The 18,159-nt window shown below is 72.3% G+C and carries 16 protein-coding genes; 8 read left to right on the forward strand and 8 right to left on the reverse strand.

Annotation, left to right across the window (positions count from 1 at the left end; translation table 11 throughout):
- The first annotated feature begins 148 nt into the window (after positions 1–148).
- On the forward strand, positions 149–922 hold the full coding sequence (locus tag ABZZ38_RS29335; protein WP_356745392.1) for a chaplin family protein: 774 nt from the start codon (positions 149–151) through the stop codon (positions 920–922).
- 73 nt (positions 923–995) lie between these two features.
- On the opposite strand, the gene ABZZ38_RS29340 is transcribed toward ABZZ38_RS29335, so the two are convergent.
- Complete coding sequence (locus ABZZ38_RS29340) at positions 996–1,184, reverse strand: DUF5703 family protein (RefSeq protein WP_005319466.1); 189 nt, start codon at positions 1,182–1,184, stop codon at positions 996–998.
- Positions 1,185–1,231: 47 nt separating this feature from the next.
- Here ABZZ38_RS29340 and ABZZ38_RS29345 point away from each other — a divergent pair, with 47 nt between their 5' ends.
- Positions 1,232–1,891 carry a hypothetical protein gene (locus ABZZ38_RS29345; protein ID WP_356745394.1) on the forward strand — a complete coding sequence of 220 codons (660 nt, stop codon included), beginning with the start codon at positions 1,232–1,234 and terminating at the stop codon, positions 1,889–1,891.
- Between the two features lie 217 nt (positions 1,892–2,108).
- On the opposite strand, the gene ABZZ38_RS29350 is transcribed toward ABZZ38_RS29345, so the two are convergent.
- Both ABZZ38_RS29350 and ABZZ38_RS29355 read right to left on the reverse strand, forming a co-directional pair.
- A complete protein-coding gene (locus ABZZ38_RS29350; protein WP_356745396.1) occupies positions 2,109–4,373 on the reverse strand; it encodes a helix-hairpin-helix domain-containing protein in 2,265 nt (754 codons plus the stop codon).
- Positions 4,370–5,353 (reverse strand): aldo/keto reductase, encoded by a 984-nt coding sequence (locus ABZZ38_RS29355; protein ID WP_356745398.1) that lies wholly within the window; start codon positions 5,351–5,353, stop codon positions 4,370–4,372. Before ABZZ38_RS29355 ends, ABZZ38_RS29350 begins: the two co-directional genes overlap by 4 nt.
- 154 nt (positions 5,354–5,507) lie before the next feature.
- On the opposite strand from ABZZ38_RS29355, the gene ABZZ38_RS29360 reads away from it, so the two are divergent.
- Both ABZZ38_RS29360 and ABZZ38_RS29365 read left to right on the forward strand, forming a co-directional pair.
- Positions 5,508–6,560 (forward strand): LLM class F420-dependent oxidoreductase, encoded by a 1,053-nt coding sequence (locus tag ABZZ38_RS29360; protein ID WP_356745418.1) that lies wholly within the window; start codon positions 5,508–5,510, stop codon positions 6,558–6,560.
- A gap of 266 nt (positions 6,561–6,826) precedes the next feature.
- On the forward strand, positions 6,827–7,612 hold the full coding sequence (locus tag ABZZ38_RS29365) for a ferritin-like domain-containing protein (RefSeq protein ID WP_356745400.1): 786 nt from the start codon (positions 6,827–6,829) through the stop codon (positions 7,610–7,612).
- Positions 7,613–7,715: 103 nt separating this feature from the next.
- Here the strand turns inward: ABZZ38_RS29365 and corA are convergent, their stop codons facing one another.
- A complete protein-coding gene (gene corA, locus ABZZ38_RS29370) occupies positions 7,716–8,711 on the reverse strand; it encodes a magnesium/cobalt transporter CorA (RefSeq protein ID WP_356745420.1) in 996 nt (331 codons plus the stop codon).
- 53 nt (positions 8,712–8,764) lie between these two features.
- On the opposite strand from corA, the gene ABZZ38_RS29375 reads away from it, so the two are divergent.
- From ABZZ38_RS29375 to mshC, 4 genes are all read left to right on the forward strand, one after another.
- The gene (locus ABZZ38_RS29375; protein ID WP_356745402.1) at positions 8,765–9,451 is read left to right on the forward strand and encodes a histidine phosphatase family protein; all 687 of its coding nucleotides are present in this window, start codon (positions 8,765–8,767) and stop codon (positions 9,449–9,451) included.
- Between the two features lie 75 nt (positions 9,452–9,526).
- Entirely contained in the window at positions 9,527–10,117 is a 591-nt protein-coding gene (locus tag ABZZ38_RS29380; protein WP_356745404.1) for a DUF3090 domain-containing protein, read from the forward strand.
- Entirely contained in the window at positions 10,081–10,908 is an 828-nt protein-coding gene (locus tag ABZZ38_RS29385) for an SCO1664 family protein (RefSeq protein WP_356745406.1), read from the forward strand. Before ABZZ38_RS29380 ends, ABZZ38_RS29385 begins: the two co-directional genes overlap by 37 nt.
- A 117-nt stretch (positions 10,909–11,025) precedes the next feature.
- Complete coding sequence (gene mshC, locus ABZZ38_RS29390) at positions 11,026–12,255, forward strand: cysteine--1-D-myo-inosityl 2-amino-2-deoxy-alpha-D-glucopyranoside ligase (RefSeq protein WP_356745408.1); 1,230 nt, start codon at positions 11,026–11,028, stop codon at positions 12,253–12,255.
- An 85-nt stretch (positions 12,256–12,340) separates the two neighbouring features.
- Here the strand turns inward: mshC and ABZZ38_RS29395 are convergent, their stop codons facing one another.
- From ABZZ38_RS29395 to ABZZ38_RS29410, 4 genes are all read right to left on the reverse strand, one after another.
- Entirely contained in the window at positions 12,341–13,342 is a 1,002-nt protein-coding gene (locus ABZZ38_RS29395; RefSeq protein WP_356745410.1) for a PAC2 family protein, read from the reverse strand.
- A 216-nt stretch (positions 13,343–13,558) separates the two neighbouring features.
- Positions 13,559–15,169 carry a glycerol-3-phosphate dehydrogenase/oxidase gene (locus tag ABZZ38_RS29400; RefSeq protein WP_356745412.1) on the reverse strand — a complete coding sequence of 537 codons (1,611 nt, stop codon included), beginning with the start codon at positions 15,167–15,169 and terminating at the stop codon, positions 13,559–13,561.
- Positions 15,170–15,175: 6 nt separating this feature from the next.
- Complete coding sequence (glpK, locus tag ABZZ38_RS29405) at positions 15,176–16,702, reverse strand: glycerol kinase GlpK (protein ID WP_356745414.1); 1,527 nt, start codon at positions 16,700–16,702, stop codon at positions 15,176–15,178.
- A gap of 43 nt (positions 16,703–16,745) precedes the next feature.
- Positions 16,746–17,537 (reverse strand): MIP/aquaporin family protein, encoded by a 792-nt coding sequence (locus tag ABZZ38_RS29410; protein ID WP_356745416.1) that lies wholly within the window; start codon positions 17,535–17,537, stop codon positions 16,746–16,748.
- Positions 17,538–18,159: the final 622 nt, after the last annotated feature.

Raw genomic sequence — 18,159 nt, forward strand, 5'->3', positions numbered from 1 at the left:
GTCGACAAAGGTCCTTCGCTGTCCCTCGCGTTCCTCCTCCCGCACCTTCAACCGGCCGTGCCCACGCGCTCCGGGGCCGACCGGGATTCCGCCTCCGCGCACGGTGCCCGGGGGTATTCCGGAAGCCTGGAAGGCAGGGAACTAGCTAATGCGACAGGTCACGCGAAAGGGCCTGACCATCATGGCGGCCGCGGGCGGCGTACTCGCCCTCGGTGGCGGGTACGCGCAGGCGCACAACGGCGCCGGTGCCCACGGAGCCGCGACGAACTCCCCGGGCGTCGCGTCCGGGAATTCGGTCCAGGCGCCCATCAGTGTGCCGGTGAACGCATGCGGTAACTCCGTGAACGTCGTGGGTGCGCTCAACCCCGCGTTCGGGAACAAGTGCGTCAACACGTCGAGCGGTGCCAAGGCGAGCGGCGTGACCAGCAACTCGCCCGGCGTCGCCTCCGGCAACAACGTCCAGGCCCCGGTGCACGTACCGGTCAACGCCTGCGGCAACAGCGTGGACGTCGTCGGCGCGCTGAACCCGACGTTCGGCAACGGCTGCGCCAACGGTCACCCGGACAAGCCGGAGCAGCCCGGTAAGCCGGAACAGCCCGGTAAGCCGGAGCAGCCGGGCAAGCCGGAGCAGCCGGGCAAGCCGGAGCAGCCGGGCAAGCCGGAGCAGCCGGGCAAGCCGGAGCAGCCCGGTAAGCCGGAGCAGCCGGGCACCCCCGACGAGCCCACCACTCCGGAGCAGCCCGGTTCGCCGATCGAGCCGAGCACGCCGAACGAGCCGGGCCCGCAGACCGTCACGCCGCCCCCGGCGCAGGACGAGCTGGCGAACACCGGCGCCGGCGGACTCGGGATGCTGCTCCCGGCGGGCGCGGGCCTGCTGCTCGGCGGGACGGTCCTCTACCGTCGCGCCCGGCACTCCGCGTAGTCGCCGACGTACGCACAACGACGGAGCGGGCCCCGTGGATCGTGGGGCCCGCTCCGTCCTGCTCTCGCCGCTCTCACCAGGTGGCGCGCACCTGACGGATGATGCGCCGGCGCAACCGCACTCTGCGGCTGCCGTCCCGGTGCAGACTCAGTCGGTCCAACTCCCAGTGTCCGTACTCTGCATGGTCGGTCAACAGACGGGTCGCCTCCTTGCGGGAGACCCCGCGAGGTACGTACACGTCGACAAATTCGTATTCCGGCATCGCATCTATTGTGCGGCCAGTGGCCCGGTACGGATAGCGTCTGCACTATGTCTGATGCTGCGCAGCCCACCGCTGCCGAGGTACGCGCCGCCGCCGAGGCGGTCAAAGCCGCGCTCGACCGCCACCTGGAGGCGGTCGAGAACCGCACAGGCGACGACGACCCGGCCGTCTACGCCGCGTTCAACGATCTCGCCGCCGCGGCCGAGGCGTACGACGAGCGCCTCTACGACCGCTATGACGAAGTCACCCCCTTCGAGATCCCGGGCGTCGAGGATTCACTGCCCCCGTACGACGGCCCGGAGGACCCCAGCGCGCTGAGCGTGCTGATCCGCCGCGACTACGCCGTGGCCGAACCACAGCGGCTCCTGGCCCAGGCCCAGCGCATCGCCGACCTGGACCGGGCGGACGGCAGCGCGGAAGCCGCCGCGGTCGTGGGTGCCAGCGTGCACGCGGCGCTCGGTGTGCTCTTCGGAGAGTTCGAACCGGACGAAATCGCGTCACGGCACAAGGAGTTCGGCCTGGAGGAGGGCGACTCCACGCTCTGGGTCGCCGCGGCGGACGAGCTCCCGGAACCGGGGGAGTGGCTGAGCACCCCCTTCGACCAGGCGGACCCGGGACGGGTGATCTGCCGCTTCGACGTGAGCGCGGTGTTCGACGACGACGAGCTCCACGGCGGCCCGGACGACACCCTCCCGGACACGCCCTGACCCCGGTCTGCGGCACACCGGAGCCGCAGCCGTGCACGGTGGCGCCGGTGAGCGGCCCCCGGCGCCCCGGCCGCGGGCCGCTCACCGGCGCCCGTCCTGATCGGCGGCCGGGCGCTGCTCCCGTCCGTACGGAGGCAGTGTTCGCCGGGCCGGGCCGCGTCGGCCGGGGCAGGCGTGAACCGGGCCGGAAGGGGCGCCCCGCGAGGCGCCCCCGCGGCTACTCCTCCGGGGACGCCGGCAGCCCCTCCAGCAGCGTCCGCAGGCGCGTGGTGCGTGGGGCGGGCAGGGCTTCGGCGACCGCGCGGGGGAGCGCCTGGTCGACGCCGTGGACCACCGAGAGGTGCCGCTCCCCGCGGCTGAACGCGGTGTAGACCCATGCCCGGTTCAGGCCCTGCGCCGCGTCGCCCGGCAGGACCACGACCGCGGCGGGCCAGCGTGCGCCCACCGCCTGGTGCGCGGTCAGTGCCCAGCCGTGGCGGACCGCGGACTCCACCCGGTCCTTCGGTACGACGACGGGCTCGCCGTCGCAGTCGAGGCGCAGTCCCTCCGCGTCCGCCGACACCACGGTGCCCGGCACGGTCCGCCCGAGGGACGGGGCGTACGCGACCCGGTCGCCGGGGTCGAAGCCGCCGAACCGTCCCGGGCCCGGGTTGAGCCGCTGCTTCAGCGCCGCGTTCAGCGCCCGGGTGCCCGCCGAGCCGCCATGGCCCACCGTGATGACCTGGGTCCGCTCGGCCGGCACCCCGATGGCGCGCGGCACCGAGTCCGCGACGAGCTGCACGGTACGGTGCACCGCTTCGCCCGCGTCCCGCACCGGGACGATCACGACCTCCTTGCCGGGTGCCTCGACCTGGTTCAGCTCGCCGATCCCGATGCCGGACACCAGCTCCCCGATGGGGCCCGGGTCCGGGGTGCGCGACGCGATCTGCGGGCAGACGCGCGCGGCCAGCACGTCCGCGAACACCCTGCCCGCGCCCGCCGACCACAGGACGCCCGGGTCGCCGCTCAGCACCAGGCGGCAGCCGTCCGGCAGGGACTCCACGAGCATCGCGGCCGTCTCGACGTCGAGCTGGGGAGCGTCCAGCACGACGAGCAGGTCCAGCGCGAGCGCGCCTTCCTCGTCCCGGCCGGGCCCGGCCGCTCCGGACAGCAGATCGTGGACGGTCACCGCCTGCACGTCCGCGCCGAGCCGGTGGCGCCCGTTCCGCGTGTACGTGGCCACGGCCGCCCGCAGCCCGAGCTCGCGCGCCGCTCCGGCCAGGGCCACCGGCTCCGCCCGGGCGGCCTCGCCGCCCGTGTGCGTGACCAGCCCGTGCCGGGCCACCGCGCGGGTCAGCTCGGTCGGAGCCGCGCCCTCCCACCGGGGGTCGGGTTCCGCCTTGGCCAGCCGGACCAGCCCGTCGGCGAGGCTCTCCTCCGCGAGCGCGTACCGGTCGAGCCCCATGAGCACCGGGACCGGCTCGTCGTCCCGCTTCTCGTCGTCCCGCTCCTCGGCTTCCGAGGCCGGGCCGTCCTCCGGTTCGTTCTCGTCCAGTCCGTCGTGGAACACCAGCACCGTGCCGTCGGCGATGGCACGCCGCACCGCCTCCTCGGGACCGGGTACCGATTTCTCGGCGAGGGCGGCGCGCACGGCCGCCGCTTCCAGCGCCGTGTGGCCCTGGAGGGCCGCCCGCTGCAACAGCCAGGTGATGAGCGCGTCCGCCCGCCGCTCGTCCTCGGGTCCGCACTCCGCTCCGAGCAGCGCGCGGGCGAAGCCGTCAGCCTGCTCCGGCCGCACCCCCGGCACCGCCAGCAGCTGCCACGGGTCGTCGCGCAGTACGTCCGCGGCGGACTCGCCGAGCACCGGCACCACCTGGGCGGCGAGCGAGTCGGGAGCGCCGCCCTCGGCCAGCACCGCCCGTACGGCGGCCAGCGCCTCCGGGGCGGCCGGACGTGGCGCGGGAGACGCCTCCACGACCCTGGGGCGCGTCGGTGCGACCGGCTCCGGAGCGGGGCGCCGCGGCGCGGGCGCGGGCGAGTCGAGGAACGCCGTGCCGGGCTTGGCACCGCTCTCCACGGCTCGTACCGCCGCGAGGAGGTCCGCCGCCCGCCCGCTCAGCTTGGTGCCGCTCTCGATGGGCGCGGCCTGCTCGGCCTTGCGCCGCTCGATACGGGCCCGCAGTTCACGCTGGGCGGCCAGCTCGGCCTCCGCCTCGGACAGGCCGCCGTCCTCGCCCGCGCTGTCACCGCCCGCGCCGTCCTCGCTCGCTCTGTCACCGCCGGCCGCGTCGTCATCGCCGCCTTCGCCTTCGCGGTCACCGCCGTCGCCGTCCTGCCCGGGCTCCGCCGCGACGACGTCCGAAGCGACCGTGTCCTCGGCGTGGACGTCAGAGCCGGTGCCGGTGCCGGTGCCGGTGCCGGGTTCGGCGGAGGGCGCGGAGCCGGAACCGGAATCGGGGTCGGAGGAGGGGCCGGGGGCCGCCCCCCGGGGAAGCGCGGTCACAGCGTGCTCCAGTCCTGATCGGGATAGCGGTGCACCGGGGCCGACACATCGTCCAGCGCCCGGCGGATTTCGTCAGGAAGACTAAGGCCCTCCACTGACAACGCGGCCGCGAGCTGCTGCGCGTTGCGCGCGCCGACGATCGGCGCGACCACCCCCGGCCGGTCCCGCACCCACGCCAGCGCCACCTGCAGCGGCGTCGTCGCCAGTCCGTCCGCCGCCGTCACCACCGCGTCCACGATGCGGGTGGCCGCCTCGTCCAGGTACGGCTCGACGAACGGCGCGAGCTGCTCGGAGGCGCCCCGCGAGTGGGCGGGGGTGGCGTGCCGGTACTTGCCCGTGAGGACGCCCCGTCCGAGCGGCGACGACGGCAGCAGCCCCACGCCCAGGTCCCGCGCGGCCGGCAGCACCTCCCGCTCCACGCCCCGCTGGAGCAGCGAGTACTCCATCTGCGTGCCGGCCAGCCGCGCCCGCACCCCGCCCGGGGCCAGCTGCCAGGTCGCCGCCTTGGCCAGCTGCCAGCCGCAGAAGTTCGACACGCCCACGTACCGGGCCCGGCCGCTGCTGACCGCGATGTCCAGCGCCTGGAGCGTCTCCTCCAGCGGTGTGTCCGGATCGTAGGCATGGACCTGCCAGAGATCGACATAGTCCGTCCCGAGCCGCGCCAGTGACGCGTCCAGTGCGGCCAGCAGATGCCCGCGCGAACAGTCGAACCGTCGGTCCGGGTCGGGAACGCTGCCCGCCTTCGTCGCGATGACCAGATCACGCCGCCCCACGAGCCGCTCCATGAGCCGGCCGAGCAGATACTCGGCCTCACCGCCGCCGTACACGTCGGCCGTGTCGATGAGTGTTCCGCCGGCTTCCCAGAACACCTTCAACTGGTCCGCGGCGTCGTGCTCGTCGGTGTCCCGCCCCCAGGTGAGGGTGCCGAGCCCGAGCCGGGACACGCGCAGGCCCGTACGGCCGAGATGCCTCTGCTCCATGGTCGCGACATTACTGGCCGTGGGCCCACGCGCAGAGACCCTGTGGATAACCTTCCCGGCGTCCACGGCGGCCCGGCCCTCTGCCGCGTCAGGGCCTCGCGCGCTAGAGTCCGGCACCAGAACGTTACTGATGGGTAAGAGTGAGGGGTACGGCATGCGGCTCGGCATCAACCTCGGCTACTGGGGCGCGGGCATGGACGGCGACAATCTCGCCGTGGCGCAGGAGGCGGACCGCCTCGGTTATGACGTGTGCTGGGCCGCCGAGGCGTACGGCTCCGACGCGCCGACCGTCCTGGCCTGGGTCGCCGCCCAGACCGAGAACATCGACATCGGCTCCGCGATCATGCAGATCCCGGCCCGTCAGCCCGCGATGACCGCGATGACCGCCGCCACCCTCGACACGCTCTCCGGCGGCCGCTTCCGCCTCGGGCTCGGCGTCTCCGGACCGCAGGTCTCGGAGGGCTGGTACGGCGTCACGTTCGACAAGCCGCTCTCCCGGACCCGCGAGTACGTCGAGATCGTCCGCAAGGCCATGGCCCGCGAGCGCCTCAGCCACGAGGGCGAGCACTGGACCCTCCCGCTGCCCGGGGGCCCCGGCAAGCCGATCAAACTGACCGTGCACCCGCAGCGCGAGCACATCCCCCTCTACATCGCGGCGATCGGCCCGAAGAACCTGGAGCAGACGGGCGAGATCGCCGACGGCGCGCTGCTGATCTTCCCGTCCGCCGAGCACCTCGAGGACACCGCGATCCGCCATCTGCGCGCCGGCCGCGAGAAGGCGGGCAAGACCATGGACGGCTTCGACGTCGTCCCGACCGTCCCACTGGCCCTCGGCGACGACGTCCAGGCGCTCGCCGACACCTTCCGCCCGTACACCGCGCTGTACGTCGGCGGCATGGGCAGCCGCAAGCAGAACTTCTACAACCAGCTCGCCCAGCGCATGGGGTACGAGAAGGAAGCCGCCGAGATCCAGGAGAAGTACCTCTCGGGGGACAAGGCGGGCGCCGCCGCCGCCGTCCCGCACCAGTTGATCGACCAGACCACCCTGCTGGGCTCCGTGGACCGGATCGCCGACCGCATGCGCGCGTACGCGGCGGCCGGGGTCACCACGCTCACCCTCGCTCCGGCCGGTTTCACGCTCGACGAGCGGATCGCCGCGCTCCGGGCCGGCACCGAGGCCCTGGAGCGCGCGGGCCTCGTGGACTGAGCGCCGGGAGCAAGCCTGCGGCCGTGGTGGGGGCTCGGGGTCATCCCCGCCACGGCCGTCACGCTGCACAACGCGACAGGGGCCGGGTCGGTTACGGCCGTACGCCGCACGGCGCGCCACAACCGCCGTTCCGCTCCCCGCGCCTCCACGCTCCCCCGTCCGGAGGACTTTCCCGGCGGTCCGGTTGCCGCTGTGCCCTTGGTCGCATTTCATTCCTTTTTGCGGAAGTGCGGATGGAAGCCGCCCGCCTGCATGGAGGTGCAGTGATGCTTTCGGCACGAAGCCTGTTCCAGGAGATCATCGACAGCGATGACTCCTACCGGCTGTTCTGTTCCATCGCGGCCGGCGGCGAAGCCCAGGGCGGCTGGGAGAACGCCCGCATCGCCGCCCTCGTCCCCGAGAGCATGCGCGACCTCGCGCCCAAGGTCACCCGCCACGGCGCCGACGAGGACAAGCACGGCCGGATCTTCAACGCCCTGCTCAGGAAGCGCGGCCTCGACCCCGTACCCGTCCCGCCGGAGACCGACTACACGATGCTGCTGGAGCGGCGCGGCATCGGCCTACCCCACGAGAAGCTCCGCCGCGACGAGCCGCTCACCGAGTACGACATCGTCGTGTACCTCTCGCACAGCAGGGTCACCGAACAGCGCGCGGCCGACCAGATGGAGATGCTCGTCAGGCACTTCGGCGACCACCCCGAGGTCGGCAAGGCCATCAGGATGATCTGCGACGACGAGGACAACCACCTCGCGTACTGCCACGAGGAACTGCTGCGCCTCGCGCGCGCGGGGTACGGCCGCACCATCCAGCGCACGCTGCGTGAGTGCGCCCTCGCCGAGATCGCGGTCCACCGGGACGTCAGCCTCGCCGTCATGGACCACATGGGCCGCCTCCTGAACTGGCCGCGCCCCAAGAGGGCGGCCCTGGCCGTGGGCATCCACGGCATGTACGCGTACGAACGCGCCGGCGGCTGGCGGCGCATGGTCAGCCTTGAGATGCCGGAGCGCCGCAACGCGCTGGACGGACCGTCCGAGCCCGTCCCGGCGTTCTGACCGCTCCCCGCTCCCCGCTCCCCGTCCCGGTCCCTGCCCCTACCGGGACGTACGCCGACCCGTCGCCCCCTCCCGGCGGCGGACCGGCCGGAGGTCCCGTCGCTCAGAGCCATCCGCGTCGCTTGAAGAGGCGGTACAGGCCGCTACAGGCGACCGCCATCACCACGATCACCATGAGGTATCCGAACTCCCAGCGCAGCTCCGGCATGTGGTCGAAGTTCATGCCGTAGACGCCCGCGACCATGGTGGGGACGGCCGCCATCGCCGCCCATGACGAGATCTTGCGCATGTCGTCGTTCTGCCGCACGCCCATCTGCGCGAGATGCGCCGACAGGATGTCCGAGAGCAACCGGTCCAGCCCTTCCACCTGCTCGGTGGCGCGGGCGAGGTGGTCGTTGACGTCCCGGAAGAACGGCTGCGCGTGCTCGCTGACGAACGGCACCCCCGCACCCGCCAGCCGGCTCATCGGCGCGGCCAGCGGGCCGGTCGCCCGGCGGAACTCCATCACCTGCCGTTTGAAGGTGTAGATCCGGGACGCCGTGTTCTTGGAGTCCCCGCCCGCCGGCTGGAACACTTCCGTCTCCAGCTCCTCCAGGTCGACCTGGAGCTCGGCGGCCACCTCTATGTAGTGGTCCACGACGGCGTCGCTGATGGCGTACAGAACGGAGGTCGGCCCGTGCTTGAGCACCTCCGGATCGGCCTCCAGCCGCTGCCGTACCGCCCCCAGGGGCGCGCCCTCGCCGTGCCGGACCGTCACCACGAAGGAGTCGCCCACGAACACCATCAGCTCGCCGGTGCTGACGGTGTCGCTGTCCGGCTCGTACACCACCGGCTTGAGGACCATGAAGAGCGAGTCGTCGTACACCTCCAGCTTCGGCCGCTGGTGCGCCTTCAGCGCGTCCTCCACCGCCAGTGGGTGCAGCCCGAACTCGTCCGAGACGTGATCGAACTCACTCTCCGTCGGCTCGTGCAGCCCGATCCAGAGGAACGCGTCACCGCCCGAGGCCCGCGCCGCGTCCAGCGCGTCGGAGAAGTCGGACGGGCCCTTGCTGCGGTGCCCGTCCCGGTAAATGGCACAGTCGACGATCACGGCGCGTATTCTCCCCCGGCCAGGGGCGCCTCGCACCCGTGAAGCCGCCTAGTCTGACAGGCATGGCCACGTTGATCCTCGTACGGCACGGACGTTCCACCGCCAACACCGCCGGACTGCTCGCCGGGTGGACACCCGGTGTCGCGCTCGACGAACGGGGCGCCGCGCAGGCCGCCGCGCTGCCGGGACGGCTGGCCGGCGTGTCGCTCGCCGCCGCCGTCACCAGCCCGCTGCAGCGCTGCCGGGAGACCCTGCAGCCGCTGCTCGACGCCCGCCCGGAACTGCCGCTGCACACCGACGAGCGGATCGGCGAGTGCCACTACGGCGACTGGTCGGGGCGCAAGCTGGCGGAGCTCGCCGACGAGCCGCTGATGGACGTCGTCCAGCAGCATCCGTCGGCCGCCGCCTTCCCCGGCGGTGAGTCGATGCGCGCCATGCAGGCACGCGCCGTGGAGGCCGTACGGGAGTGGAACGCGCGCGTGGAGGCGGACCACGGGGAGGACGCGGTCTATGTGATGTGTTCGCACGGGGACATCATCAAGTCTCTCGTGGCCGACGCTCTCGGCATGCATCTCGATCTTTTCCAGCGGATCCATGTGGATCCTTGTTCCGTGACGGTGATCCGTTACACCCGGCTGCGTCCTTTTCTCGTACGGCTCGGTGACACCGGGGACTTCGGCGCCCTGATGCCGCGCGAGACGCCGGACGGCGGGGCGGCGGAGGTGGGGGGCGGCGCGGGCGCCCCGTGATCGCTCCGCGCAGTAGGGTGGACGGGCCGCAGCGCCGTCGATACTCACCATTCAAGGACGCAAGGGAGAGGGAACGTGTCCCGTCAGGTGTTCCTCTATGACCCACCGGAGCGCTTCGTGGCCGGCACGGTCGGGCTGCCTGGGCGCCGTACGTTCTTCCTGCAGGCGTCCGCCGGGGGGCGCGTCACCAGCGTCGCCCTGGAGAAGACGCAGGTGGCCGCGCTCGCCGAGCGGATCGACGAGCTCCTCGACGAGGTGGTCCGGCGCACCGGCGGCAACGCCCCCGTGCCGGCCGTCGCGCCCTCCGACGTCACCGACACCGCGCCCCTGGACTCGCCCGTGGAGGAGGAGTTCCGGGTCGGCACGATGGCGCTGGCGTGGGACGGCGAGCACCAGCGCATGATCGTCGAGGCGCAGGCGCTCGTCGAACTCGACGCGGACTCCGAGGAGGACCTCGCGGAGGCCGAGGAACGGCTGTTGCAGGACGAGGAGAACGGCCCCCCGATGCTGCGCGTCCGGCTCACCGGGGCACAGGCCAGGGCCTTCGCCAAGCGCGCGCTCGACGTCGTCAACGCGGGACGGCCCCCGTGCCCGCTGTGCAGCCTGCCGCTCGATCCGGAAGGACATGTATGCCCGCGCCAGAACGGATACCGCCGGGGAGCCTGACGGCGGTGGAGCTGCTCGATCTGCTCGCCAAGGGCGAGCTGACCGTACGCGGCCAGGTCCGCGAGGCCTCCAACGCGGTGCTGCTCTGTTCGGTCGGGTACGACGGCCAGGAGGCCGACTGCGTCTACAAGCCCGTCGCCGGGGAGCGCCCCCTGTGGGACTTCCCCGACGGGACGCTGGCGCAGCGGGAGGTCGCGGCGTACGAGGTGTCGGAGGCCACCGGGTGGGGCCTGGTCCCGCCGACGGTCCTGCGGGACGGCCCGTACGGCCAGGGCATGGTCCAGCTGTGGATCGAGGGGGACCCTTCGGCGTCCCTCCTCGCGCTCGTCGAGGAGGAGGAGCCGGCGGTGGGCTGGAAGGCCGTCGGTCCGGCCCGGATCGGCGAGGACCGCACGGCGCTGCTGGTGCACGCCGACGACGTACGGCTCCGCCGGCTCGCCGTGCTCGACGCGGTGATCAACAACGGTGACCGCAAGGGCGGCCATCTGCTGCCGGCCCCGGACGGCCGTCTGTACGCCATCGACCACGGCGTCACCTTCAACGTGGACGACAAGCTGCGCACCCTGCTGTGGGGCTGGGCGGGCGAGCCGCTCCCCGAGGAGGCGCTGGACACCCTGACCCGGCTGAACGCCTCCCTGGCGCCCGGTGGGCCTCTCATGACCCGTCTGGCGGAGCTGCTGACCCCCGCCGAGGTGACGGCGACCCGCGCCCGGGTGGCCGCGCTCCTCACGTCGGCCCGCCACCCGGAACCGTCGGGCCAGTGGCCCGCGATCCCCTGGCCGCCGGTCTGAGCCACCCGTGTCGCGGCGGGTCGGAGCAGATCGGCGGGCCGCGCGCAAGGGTGCCGGACCGGTCATGGTTCCGGGTCCGGTTCGTATCCGGAACGGGCATCCGGTTAGGCTCAAGACATGCATGCCTGGCCCGCTTCTGAGGTCCCCGCCCTGCCCGGCAAGGGCCGCGACCTCCGGATCCACGACACCGCGACCGGAGGTCGAGTGACCCTCGACCCCGGCCCCGTCGCCCGTATCTACGTATGCGGCATCACGCCGTACGACGCGACCCACATGGGTCACGCGGCGACCTACAACGCGTTCGACCTCGTTCAGCGCGTGTGGCTCGACACCAAGCGGCAGGTTCACTACGTCCAGAACGTCACCGACGTGGACGATCCGCTCCTGGAGCGGGCCGTCCGCGACGGCATCGACTGGGCCGGCCTCGCGGAGCGCGAGACCGCCCTGTTCCGCGAGGACATGACCGCCCTGCGGATGCTGCCGCCGCAGCACTACATCGGCGCCGTGGAGGCGATACCCGGCATCGTGCCGCTCATCGAGCGGCTGCGTGACATGGGTGCGGCGTACGAGCTCGAAGGGGACGTCTACTTCTCCGTCGAGGCGGACCCGCACTTCGGGCAGGTCTCCGGGCTCGACGCCCAGGCGATGCGCCTGCTCTCCGCCGAGCGCGGCGGCGACCCGGACCGCCCCGGCAAGAAGAACCCGCTCGACCCGATGCTGTGGATGGCCGCCCGCGAGGGCGAGCCCAGCTGGGACGGCGGCAGCCTCGGGCCCGGCCGCCCCGGCTGGCACATCGAGTGCGTGGCCATCGCCCTGGACCACCTCGGCATGGGCTTCGACGTGCAGGGCGGCGGCTCCGACCTCGTCTTCCCGCACCACGAGATGGGCGCGTCCCACGCCCAGACGCTGACCGGCGAGTATCCGTTCGCCAAGGCGTACGTCCACGCCGGCATGGTCGCCCTGGACGGCGAGAAGATGTCCAAGTCCAAGGGCAACCTGGTGTTCGTGTCGGCGCTGCGCCGCGACGGCGTCGATCCGGCCGCCATCCGGCTCACGCTGCTCGCCCACCACTACCGCGCCGACTGGGAGTGGACCGACCAGGTCCTCCAGGAGGCCGTCGAGCGGCTCGGCCGCTGGCGCGCCGCCGTCTCCCGCCCCGACGGCCCGTCCGCCGAGGCCCTGGTGGAGGAGGTCCGCGAGGCGCTGGCCGACGACCTCGACACCCCGCGCGCGCTCGCGGCCGTGGACCGCTGGGCGGCGCTCCAGGAGTCCGACGGCGGTACCGACGAGAGCGCCCCCGGCGTCGTCTCGCGGGCCGTCGACGCGCTCATGGGCGTCGCGCTGTAACCCCTCCCGGCCTCGGAGACATCCGGAGAGACATGAAAACGGGGCGGCACCGACTTCCGGTGCCGCCCCGCCTCCGTGTCCGTGCTCAGTCGTCCGGGGAGCCGTCCTCGTCGCCCGCGCCGGACTCCGGGTCGCGCTTCGGCGGCTTCGGCGGTCGTGTACGGCCGCTCGACGTATCGCGCAGGTACGAGCTGTCGCCCATGTCCGTCGCGTGCCCCGGCCCGGTGCCGGGACCCGCGCCCGGGGCGCCGTCCCTCCGCCGCAGGTACCGCTCGAACTCCCGGGCGATGGCCTCACCGGACGCCTCCGGCAGCTCCGCCGTGTCCCGCGCCTCCTCCAGCGTCTGGACGTACTCCGCCACCTCGCTGTCCTCGGAGGCGAGCTGGTCGACGCCGACCTGCCAGGCACGGGCGTCCTCCGCCAGCTCACCCAGCGGGATGCGCAGGTCGATGAGGTCCTCCAGCCGGTTGAGCAGCGCGAGGGTCGCCTTCGGGTTCGGCGGCTGCGACACGTAGTGCGGCACCGCGGCCCACAGGCTCACCGCGGGCACGCCCGCGTGCGTGCAGGCCTCCTGGAGGATGCCGACGATGCCCGTCGGGCCCTCGTACCGGGTCTCCTCCAGGTCCATCGTGCGCGCCAGGTCCGGATCGGAGGTGACGCCGCTGACCGGCACCGGCCGGGTGTGCGGGGTGTCCCCGAGCAGCGCGCCCAGGATCACCACCATCTCCACGCCCAACTCGTGGGCGAAGCCCAGCAGCTCGTTGCAGAACGAGCGCCAGCGCATGGACGGCTCGATGCCGCGGACCAGGACGAGATCGCGTGGCTTGTCGCCGCCCACCCGGACCACCGAGAGCCGGGTCGTGGGCCAGGTGATCTTCCGTACCCCGCCGTCCAGGTACACCGTGGGCCGGTTGACCTGGAAGTCGTAGTAGTCCTCGGCGTCGAGCGCCGCGAACACCTCGCCCTTCCACTCCCGTTCCAGGTGCGCGACCGCGGTGGAGGCGGCGTCGCCGGCGTCGTTCCAGCCCTCGAACGCGGCCACCATGACCGGGTCGATCAGCTCGGGAACCCCCTCGAGCTCGATCACCCAGGCCTCCTTCCGAAGTTCCGTGCGTACGAACCAACCTTACGGCTTCCTCTGCCCCCGACCGCAGCCCCTCTACACGTCCGAGTGCTCTGTTCGATCACGCTCAACCACCGGTGCCGGTCGCGCTCGACCACCCGGGCCGGTCGCGCGCCACCAGGTCCGGAACCGCCCGAGGGCGGCCCCCTGGGGAGCCGCCCTCATGGCCTTGTCCGTGCGTCAGTTCTTCGCGCGCAGCATGTCCTCGACCTTGGCGCGGATCTCGTCCGTCGCCAGGCCCCGGATCGTCAGGGTCGTACGACGGCGCAGCACGTCGTCCGCCGTCTCGGCCCACTCGTGGTCACGGGCGTAGGCGACCTGTGCCCAGATCTCCGGCGCGTCCGGGTGGACGCGCTCGGCCAGCTCCGGGTTCTCGTACGCCATCCGCGCGATGTCGAAGGAGAGGGAGCCGTAGTGGGTGGCCAGGTGGCGGGCGGTGTCCGCGGCCATGCGCGGGCCGGGGGTTCCGCCGTCGACCAGCAGCCGGTGGGCGACCGCGTTCGGGTTGGCTATGCCGGGCAGCGGGAGCTTCTTCAGCAGGGCCGCGATCGGCTGCATGTCCTCGCCGAGCGGGTGCCCGGGCAGGGCGGCCAGCTTGTTCATCACCGTACGGCCGATGTGGCGGAAGGTCGTCCACTTGCCGCCGGCCACCGACAGCATGCCGCCGCGGCCCTCGGTCACGACCGTTTCGCGCTTGGCCTTGGAGGTGTCGCCGGGGCCGCCCGGCAGCACCCGCAGACCGGCGAAGGAGTAGGTGATCAGGTCCCGGGAGAGCTGCTGGTCGCGGATGGAGAACGCGGCCTCGTCCAGGATCTGGGCGATGTCCTTCTCGTTGACCGCGACCTCGCCCGGGTCGCCCTCGTACTCCTCGTCGGTCGTGCCGAGCAGCAGCATGTCCTCCCAGGGGAGGGCGAAGGTGATGCGGTACTTGTCGATCGGGGTGGCGAGCGCGGCCTTCCAGGGGGAGGTGCGCTTCAGGACGAGGTGGGCGCCCTTGGAGAGGCGGATGGAGGGGGCCGCGTTCGGGTCCTCCATCTTCCGCAGGTGGTCGACCCAGGGGCCGGTGGCGTTGAGCACCAGACGGGCGTCGACGCCGAACTCGGTGGAGTCGGTGCGGTCCTTGAGGTCGGCGCCGGTGACCCGGCCCTGGGTGAAGCGCAGGCCGGTGACCTCGGCGTGGTTGAGGACGGTGGCGCCCGCGTCCACGGCCGCGCGGACCGTCATCAGCGCCATGCGCGCGTCGTTCATCTGGTCGTCGCCGTACACGGCCACGGCCTTGAGGTTGTCGGTGCGCAGCTCCGGCACGTCCTGCGCGGCCTTGGCGGGGCTGAGCAGGTGGCCGACGCCGTCCCCGAACGCGGAGAGCGCCGAGTACGCGAAGACGCCCGCGCCCAGCTTGGCGGCGCCGTGCGGTCCGCCCTTGTAGACCGGCAGGTAGAAGGTGAGCGGGTTCGCCAGGTGCGGGGCGACCTGGCGGGAGACCGCACGGCGCTCGAAGTGGTTCTCCGCGACCAGCTTCACCGCGCCGGTCTGCAGGTAGCGCAGACCGCCGTGGAGCAGCTTGGAGGAGGCGGAGGAGGTGGCGCCGGCGAAGTCACCGGCGTCCACCAGGGCCACCCGCAGTCCGGACTGCGCGGCGTGCCAGGCGGTGGAGATGCCGAGGATGCCGCCGCCGATCACCAGGAGGTCGTACGTCGCCTTGGAGAGCTGCTCCCGAGTCTCGGCGCGGCTCGGCAGGGAACCGGCAGCCGGGTGCGTCCCGAGGGCAGGGACGCTCTGCAGGGTGGTCATGTCGAATTACTCCTCGTCCTCGATCCAGCCCATGGACCGCTCGACGGCCTTGAGCCAGTTCTTGTACTCGCTGTCACGCTTGTCAGCGTCCATGCGGGGGGTCCACTCGGCGGCCCTGCGCCAGTTGGCGCGGAGCGCGTCGGTGTCGGGCCAGAAGCCGACGGCCAGGCCGGCGGCGTAGGCGGCGCCGAGGCAGGTCGTCTCGGCGACCATCGGACGCACCACGGGGGCGTCCAGGAAGTCCGAGAGCGTCTGCATCAGCAGGTTGTTGGAGGTCATGCCGCCGTCGACCTTGAGCGCGGTCAGCTCGACGCCGGAGTCCTTCGTCATGGCGTCGGTGATCTCGCGGGTCTGCCAGGCGGTGGCCTCGAGCACGGCGCGGGCGATGTGCGCCTTGGTGACGTACCGGGTCAGGCCGGCGATCACACCGCGGGCGTCGGAGCGCCAGTACGGGGCGAACAGGCCGGAGAAGGCCGGTACGAAGTACGCGCCGCCGTTGTCGTCGACCGAGGACGCGAGGGTCTCGATCTCGGCGGCGGTGCTGATCAGGCCCATCTGGTCGCGCATCCACTGCACCAGGGAGCCGGTGACGGCGATCGACCCCTCCAGGGCGTACACCGGGGCCTGGTCGCCGATCTTGTAACCGACGGTGGTGATCAGGCCCGAGTAGGAGTTGATGATCTTCTCGCCGGTGTTGAGCAGCAGGAAGGTTCCGGTGCCGTACGTGGACTTCGCCTCGCCCTCGGAGAAGCAGGTCTGGCCGAAGAGCGCCGCCTGCTGGTCGCCGAGCGCGGAGGCGACCGGCACGCCGTCCAGGACGCCGCCCTTGACCTGGCCGTACACCTCGGCCGATGAGCGGATCTCCGGCAGCACGGCCGCCGGGACTCCCATGGAGGTGAGGATCTTGTCGTCCCACTCCATGGTGTGCAGGTTCATCAGCATGGTGCGTGAGGCGTTGGTGACGTCGGTGACGTGGACGCCGCCCTCGGTGCCGCCGGTGAGGTTCCAGATGACCCAGGAGTCCATGGTGCCGAAGAGGATCTCGCCGCGCTCGGCGCGCTCCCGCAGGCCCTCGACGTTGTCGAGCATCCAGCGGATCTTCGGGCCGGCGAAGTACGAGGCGAGCGGCAGGCCGGTCTCGCGGCGGAAGCGGTCCTGGCCGACGTTGCGGCCGAGCTCCCTGCAGAGGGCGTCGGTGCGGGTGTCCTGCCAGACGATGGCGTTGTGGACGGGCTCACCGGTGTTCTTGTCCCACAGCAGCGTGGTCTCGCGCTGGTTGGTGATGCCGATGGCCTTGACGTCGGCGGAGGTGATGCCGGCCTTGTCGATGGCGCCCGCCACGACCTCCTGGACGTTGGTCCAGATCTCGGCGGCGTCGTGCTCCACCCAGCCGGGCTTGGGGAAGATCTGCTCGTGCTCCTTCTGGTCGACGGAGACGATGCGTCCGTCACGGTCGAAGACGATGCAGCGGCTGGAGGTGGTGCCCTGGTCGATGGCCGCGATGAACGGGCCGGTGGTGTGTGCGTCGGTCACGGTTGCTCCCGGAAGTCTGTGAGAAGGACGGCTTGAGTGCGGCTCAGGCGAACGCGATGTTGTAGATACCCGCGGCGAGCGCTCCGCCGATCAGCGGGCCGGCGACGGGGATCCAGGCGTAGCTCCAGTCCGAGCCGCCCTTGTTCGGCAGCGGGAGCAGCGCGTGCACGATGCGCGGGCCCAGGTCGCGGGCCGGGTTGATGGCGTAGCCGGTCGGCCCGCCGAGCGAGAGGCCGATGCCGACCACGACGAGCGCGGTGATCAGCGCGCCGAGCGTGCCGAGGCCCTTGCCACTGTCGTTGAGGCCCTGGGTGAGGACCGCGAGCACCAGCACGAGGGTGCCGAGGATCTCGGTCGCGAGGTTCTGCCAGACGTTCCGGATCTCGGGGCCGGTGGAGAAGATGCCGAGCACGGGGCCGGCCTTGCTCGCGGCCCCGCCGTGCGGGCCTTCGATCGCCTTGTCGGCCGGGTCGCCCACGATCTCCGGATCGGTCAGGTGGGCGTGGAACTGGCCGTAGTAGGCGATCCAGACCAGGGCGGCGCCGATCATGGCGCCGAGCAGCTGGCCCGCGAAGTAGACGGGGACGTTCTTCCAGTCCCCGTCCTTGATCGCGATACCGACCGTGACGGCCGGGTTGAGATGGGCGCCGGACAGGGAGCCCGTCATGTAGACCGCGGTCAGCACCGCGAAGCCCCACCCGAGGGTGATGGCCAGCCAGCCGGCGTTCTGCGCCTTCGAGCGCTTGAGTACAACGGCGGCGACCACGCCACCGCCGAGCAGGATGAGTACGGCGGTACCAATGATCTCGCCGATGAAGATGTCGGAGCTGGACACCCGCGACTCCTTTGTCCTTCGTCCAGGGGAAGGCGAACCCCGGGTCCCTCCGGTGGTCCGCGCCCTCGGCTGAGGGCGTTAACCGGCCTCCTGGCGTTGTCACACTCTAACGTGTATTGCCGGTAGGTGTTCGACAATGCCGACCGATGAACGGCAGTTTTGCCCCCGGTTAAACGTGGCGTCAAGGGTTACGTTGGCCGAAATAGGTTCGTTACCCGGCAGGAGCACGATGCGCTGCCGGGCCCCTTGCGGCGCGTCATGCCTCGGCCGCGCCGGCCGACCCGTGGGGCAGGTCCGCGGTGGGGTCGCCTCCCCGCGCGGCAGGCCGGGCCCGGGGCGTGCGGTGGAGCCGGGCGGGGGTGGTCCGGGCGGCACGCGATGCGGCAACCGCGACGGGCCGTGGTGCGGTCCCGCTGGGGGAGGGGGCTGTGTGAACGCGCGGAGGGGTGCGGAGCGGGTCGCGGCGGCAGGGTGCGTACGGGGGCGGAGGGCGCCGGCCCGGAGCGGGCGGGCCCACTCCTTGGGCGGGGTGTACGCGGTCACCACCCAGGAGAGGTGGGCGAGGCCGCCGAGCTCACCGACGATCGTCGGCATCGCCGTACCTATGATCATGTTGTCGAGC

Origin of the sequence: Streptomyces sp. NPDC006368 (genome assembly GCF_040612535.1) — a bacterium.
GTDB lineage: Bacteria > Actinomycetota > Actinomycetes > Streptomycetales > Streptomycetaceae > Streptomyces.

Excerpts from the sequence above, each read along its gene's own strand:
- ABZZ38_RS29375 (WP_356745402.1), top strand. The coding sequence starts at position 8,765 with ATGGCCACGTTGATCCTCGTACGGCACGGACGTTCCACCGCCAACACC.
- mshC (WP_356745408.1), top strand. The coding sequence starts at position 11,026 with ATGCATGCCTGGCCCGCTTCTGAGGTCCCCGCCCTGCCCGGCAAGGGC.
- ABZZ38_RS29360 (WP_356745418.1), top strand. The coding sequence starts at position 5,508 with ATGCGGCTCGGCATCAACCTCGGCTACTGGGGCGCGGGCATGGACGGC.
- ABZZ38_RS29340 (WP_005319466.1), bottom strand. The coding sequence starts at position 1,184 with ATGCCGGAATACGAATTTGTCGACGTGTACGTACCTCGCGGGGTCTCC.
- ABZZ38_RS29355 (WP_356745398.1), bottom strand. The coding sequence starts at position 5,353 with ATGGAGCAGAGGCATCTCGGCCGTACGGGCCTGCGCGTGTCCCGGCTC.
- ABZZ38_RS29365 (WP_356745400.1), top strand. The coding sequence starts at position 6,827 with ATGCTTTCGGCACGAAGCCTGTTCCAGGAGATCATCGACAGCGATGAC.
- ABZZ38_RS29385 (WP_356745406.1), top strand. The coding sequence starts at position 10,081 with ATGCCCGCGCCAGAACGGATACCGCCGGGGAGCCTGACGGCGGTGGAG.
- ABZZ38_RS29400 (WP_356745412.1), bottom strand. The coding sequence starts at position 15,169 with ATGACCACCCTGCAGAGCGTCCCTGCCCTCGGGACGCACCCGGCTGCC.
- ABZZ38_RS29335 (WP_356745392.1), top strand. The coding sequence starts at position 149 with ATGCGACAGGTCACGCGAAAGGGCCTGACCATCATGGCGGCCGCGGGC.
- ABZZ38_RS29345 (WP_356745394.1), top strand. The coding sequence starts at position 1,232 with ATGTCTGATGCTGCGCAGCCCACCGCTGCCGAGGTACGCGCCGCCGCC.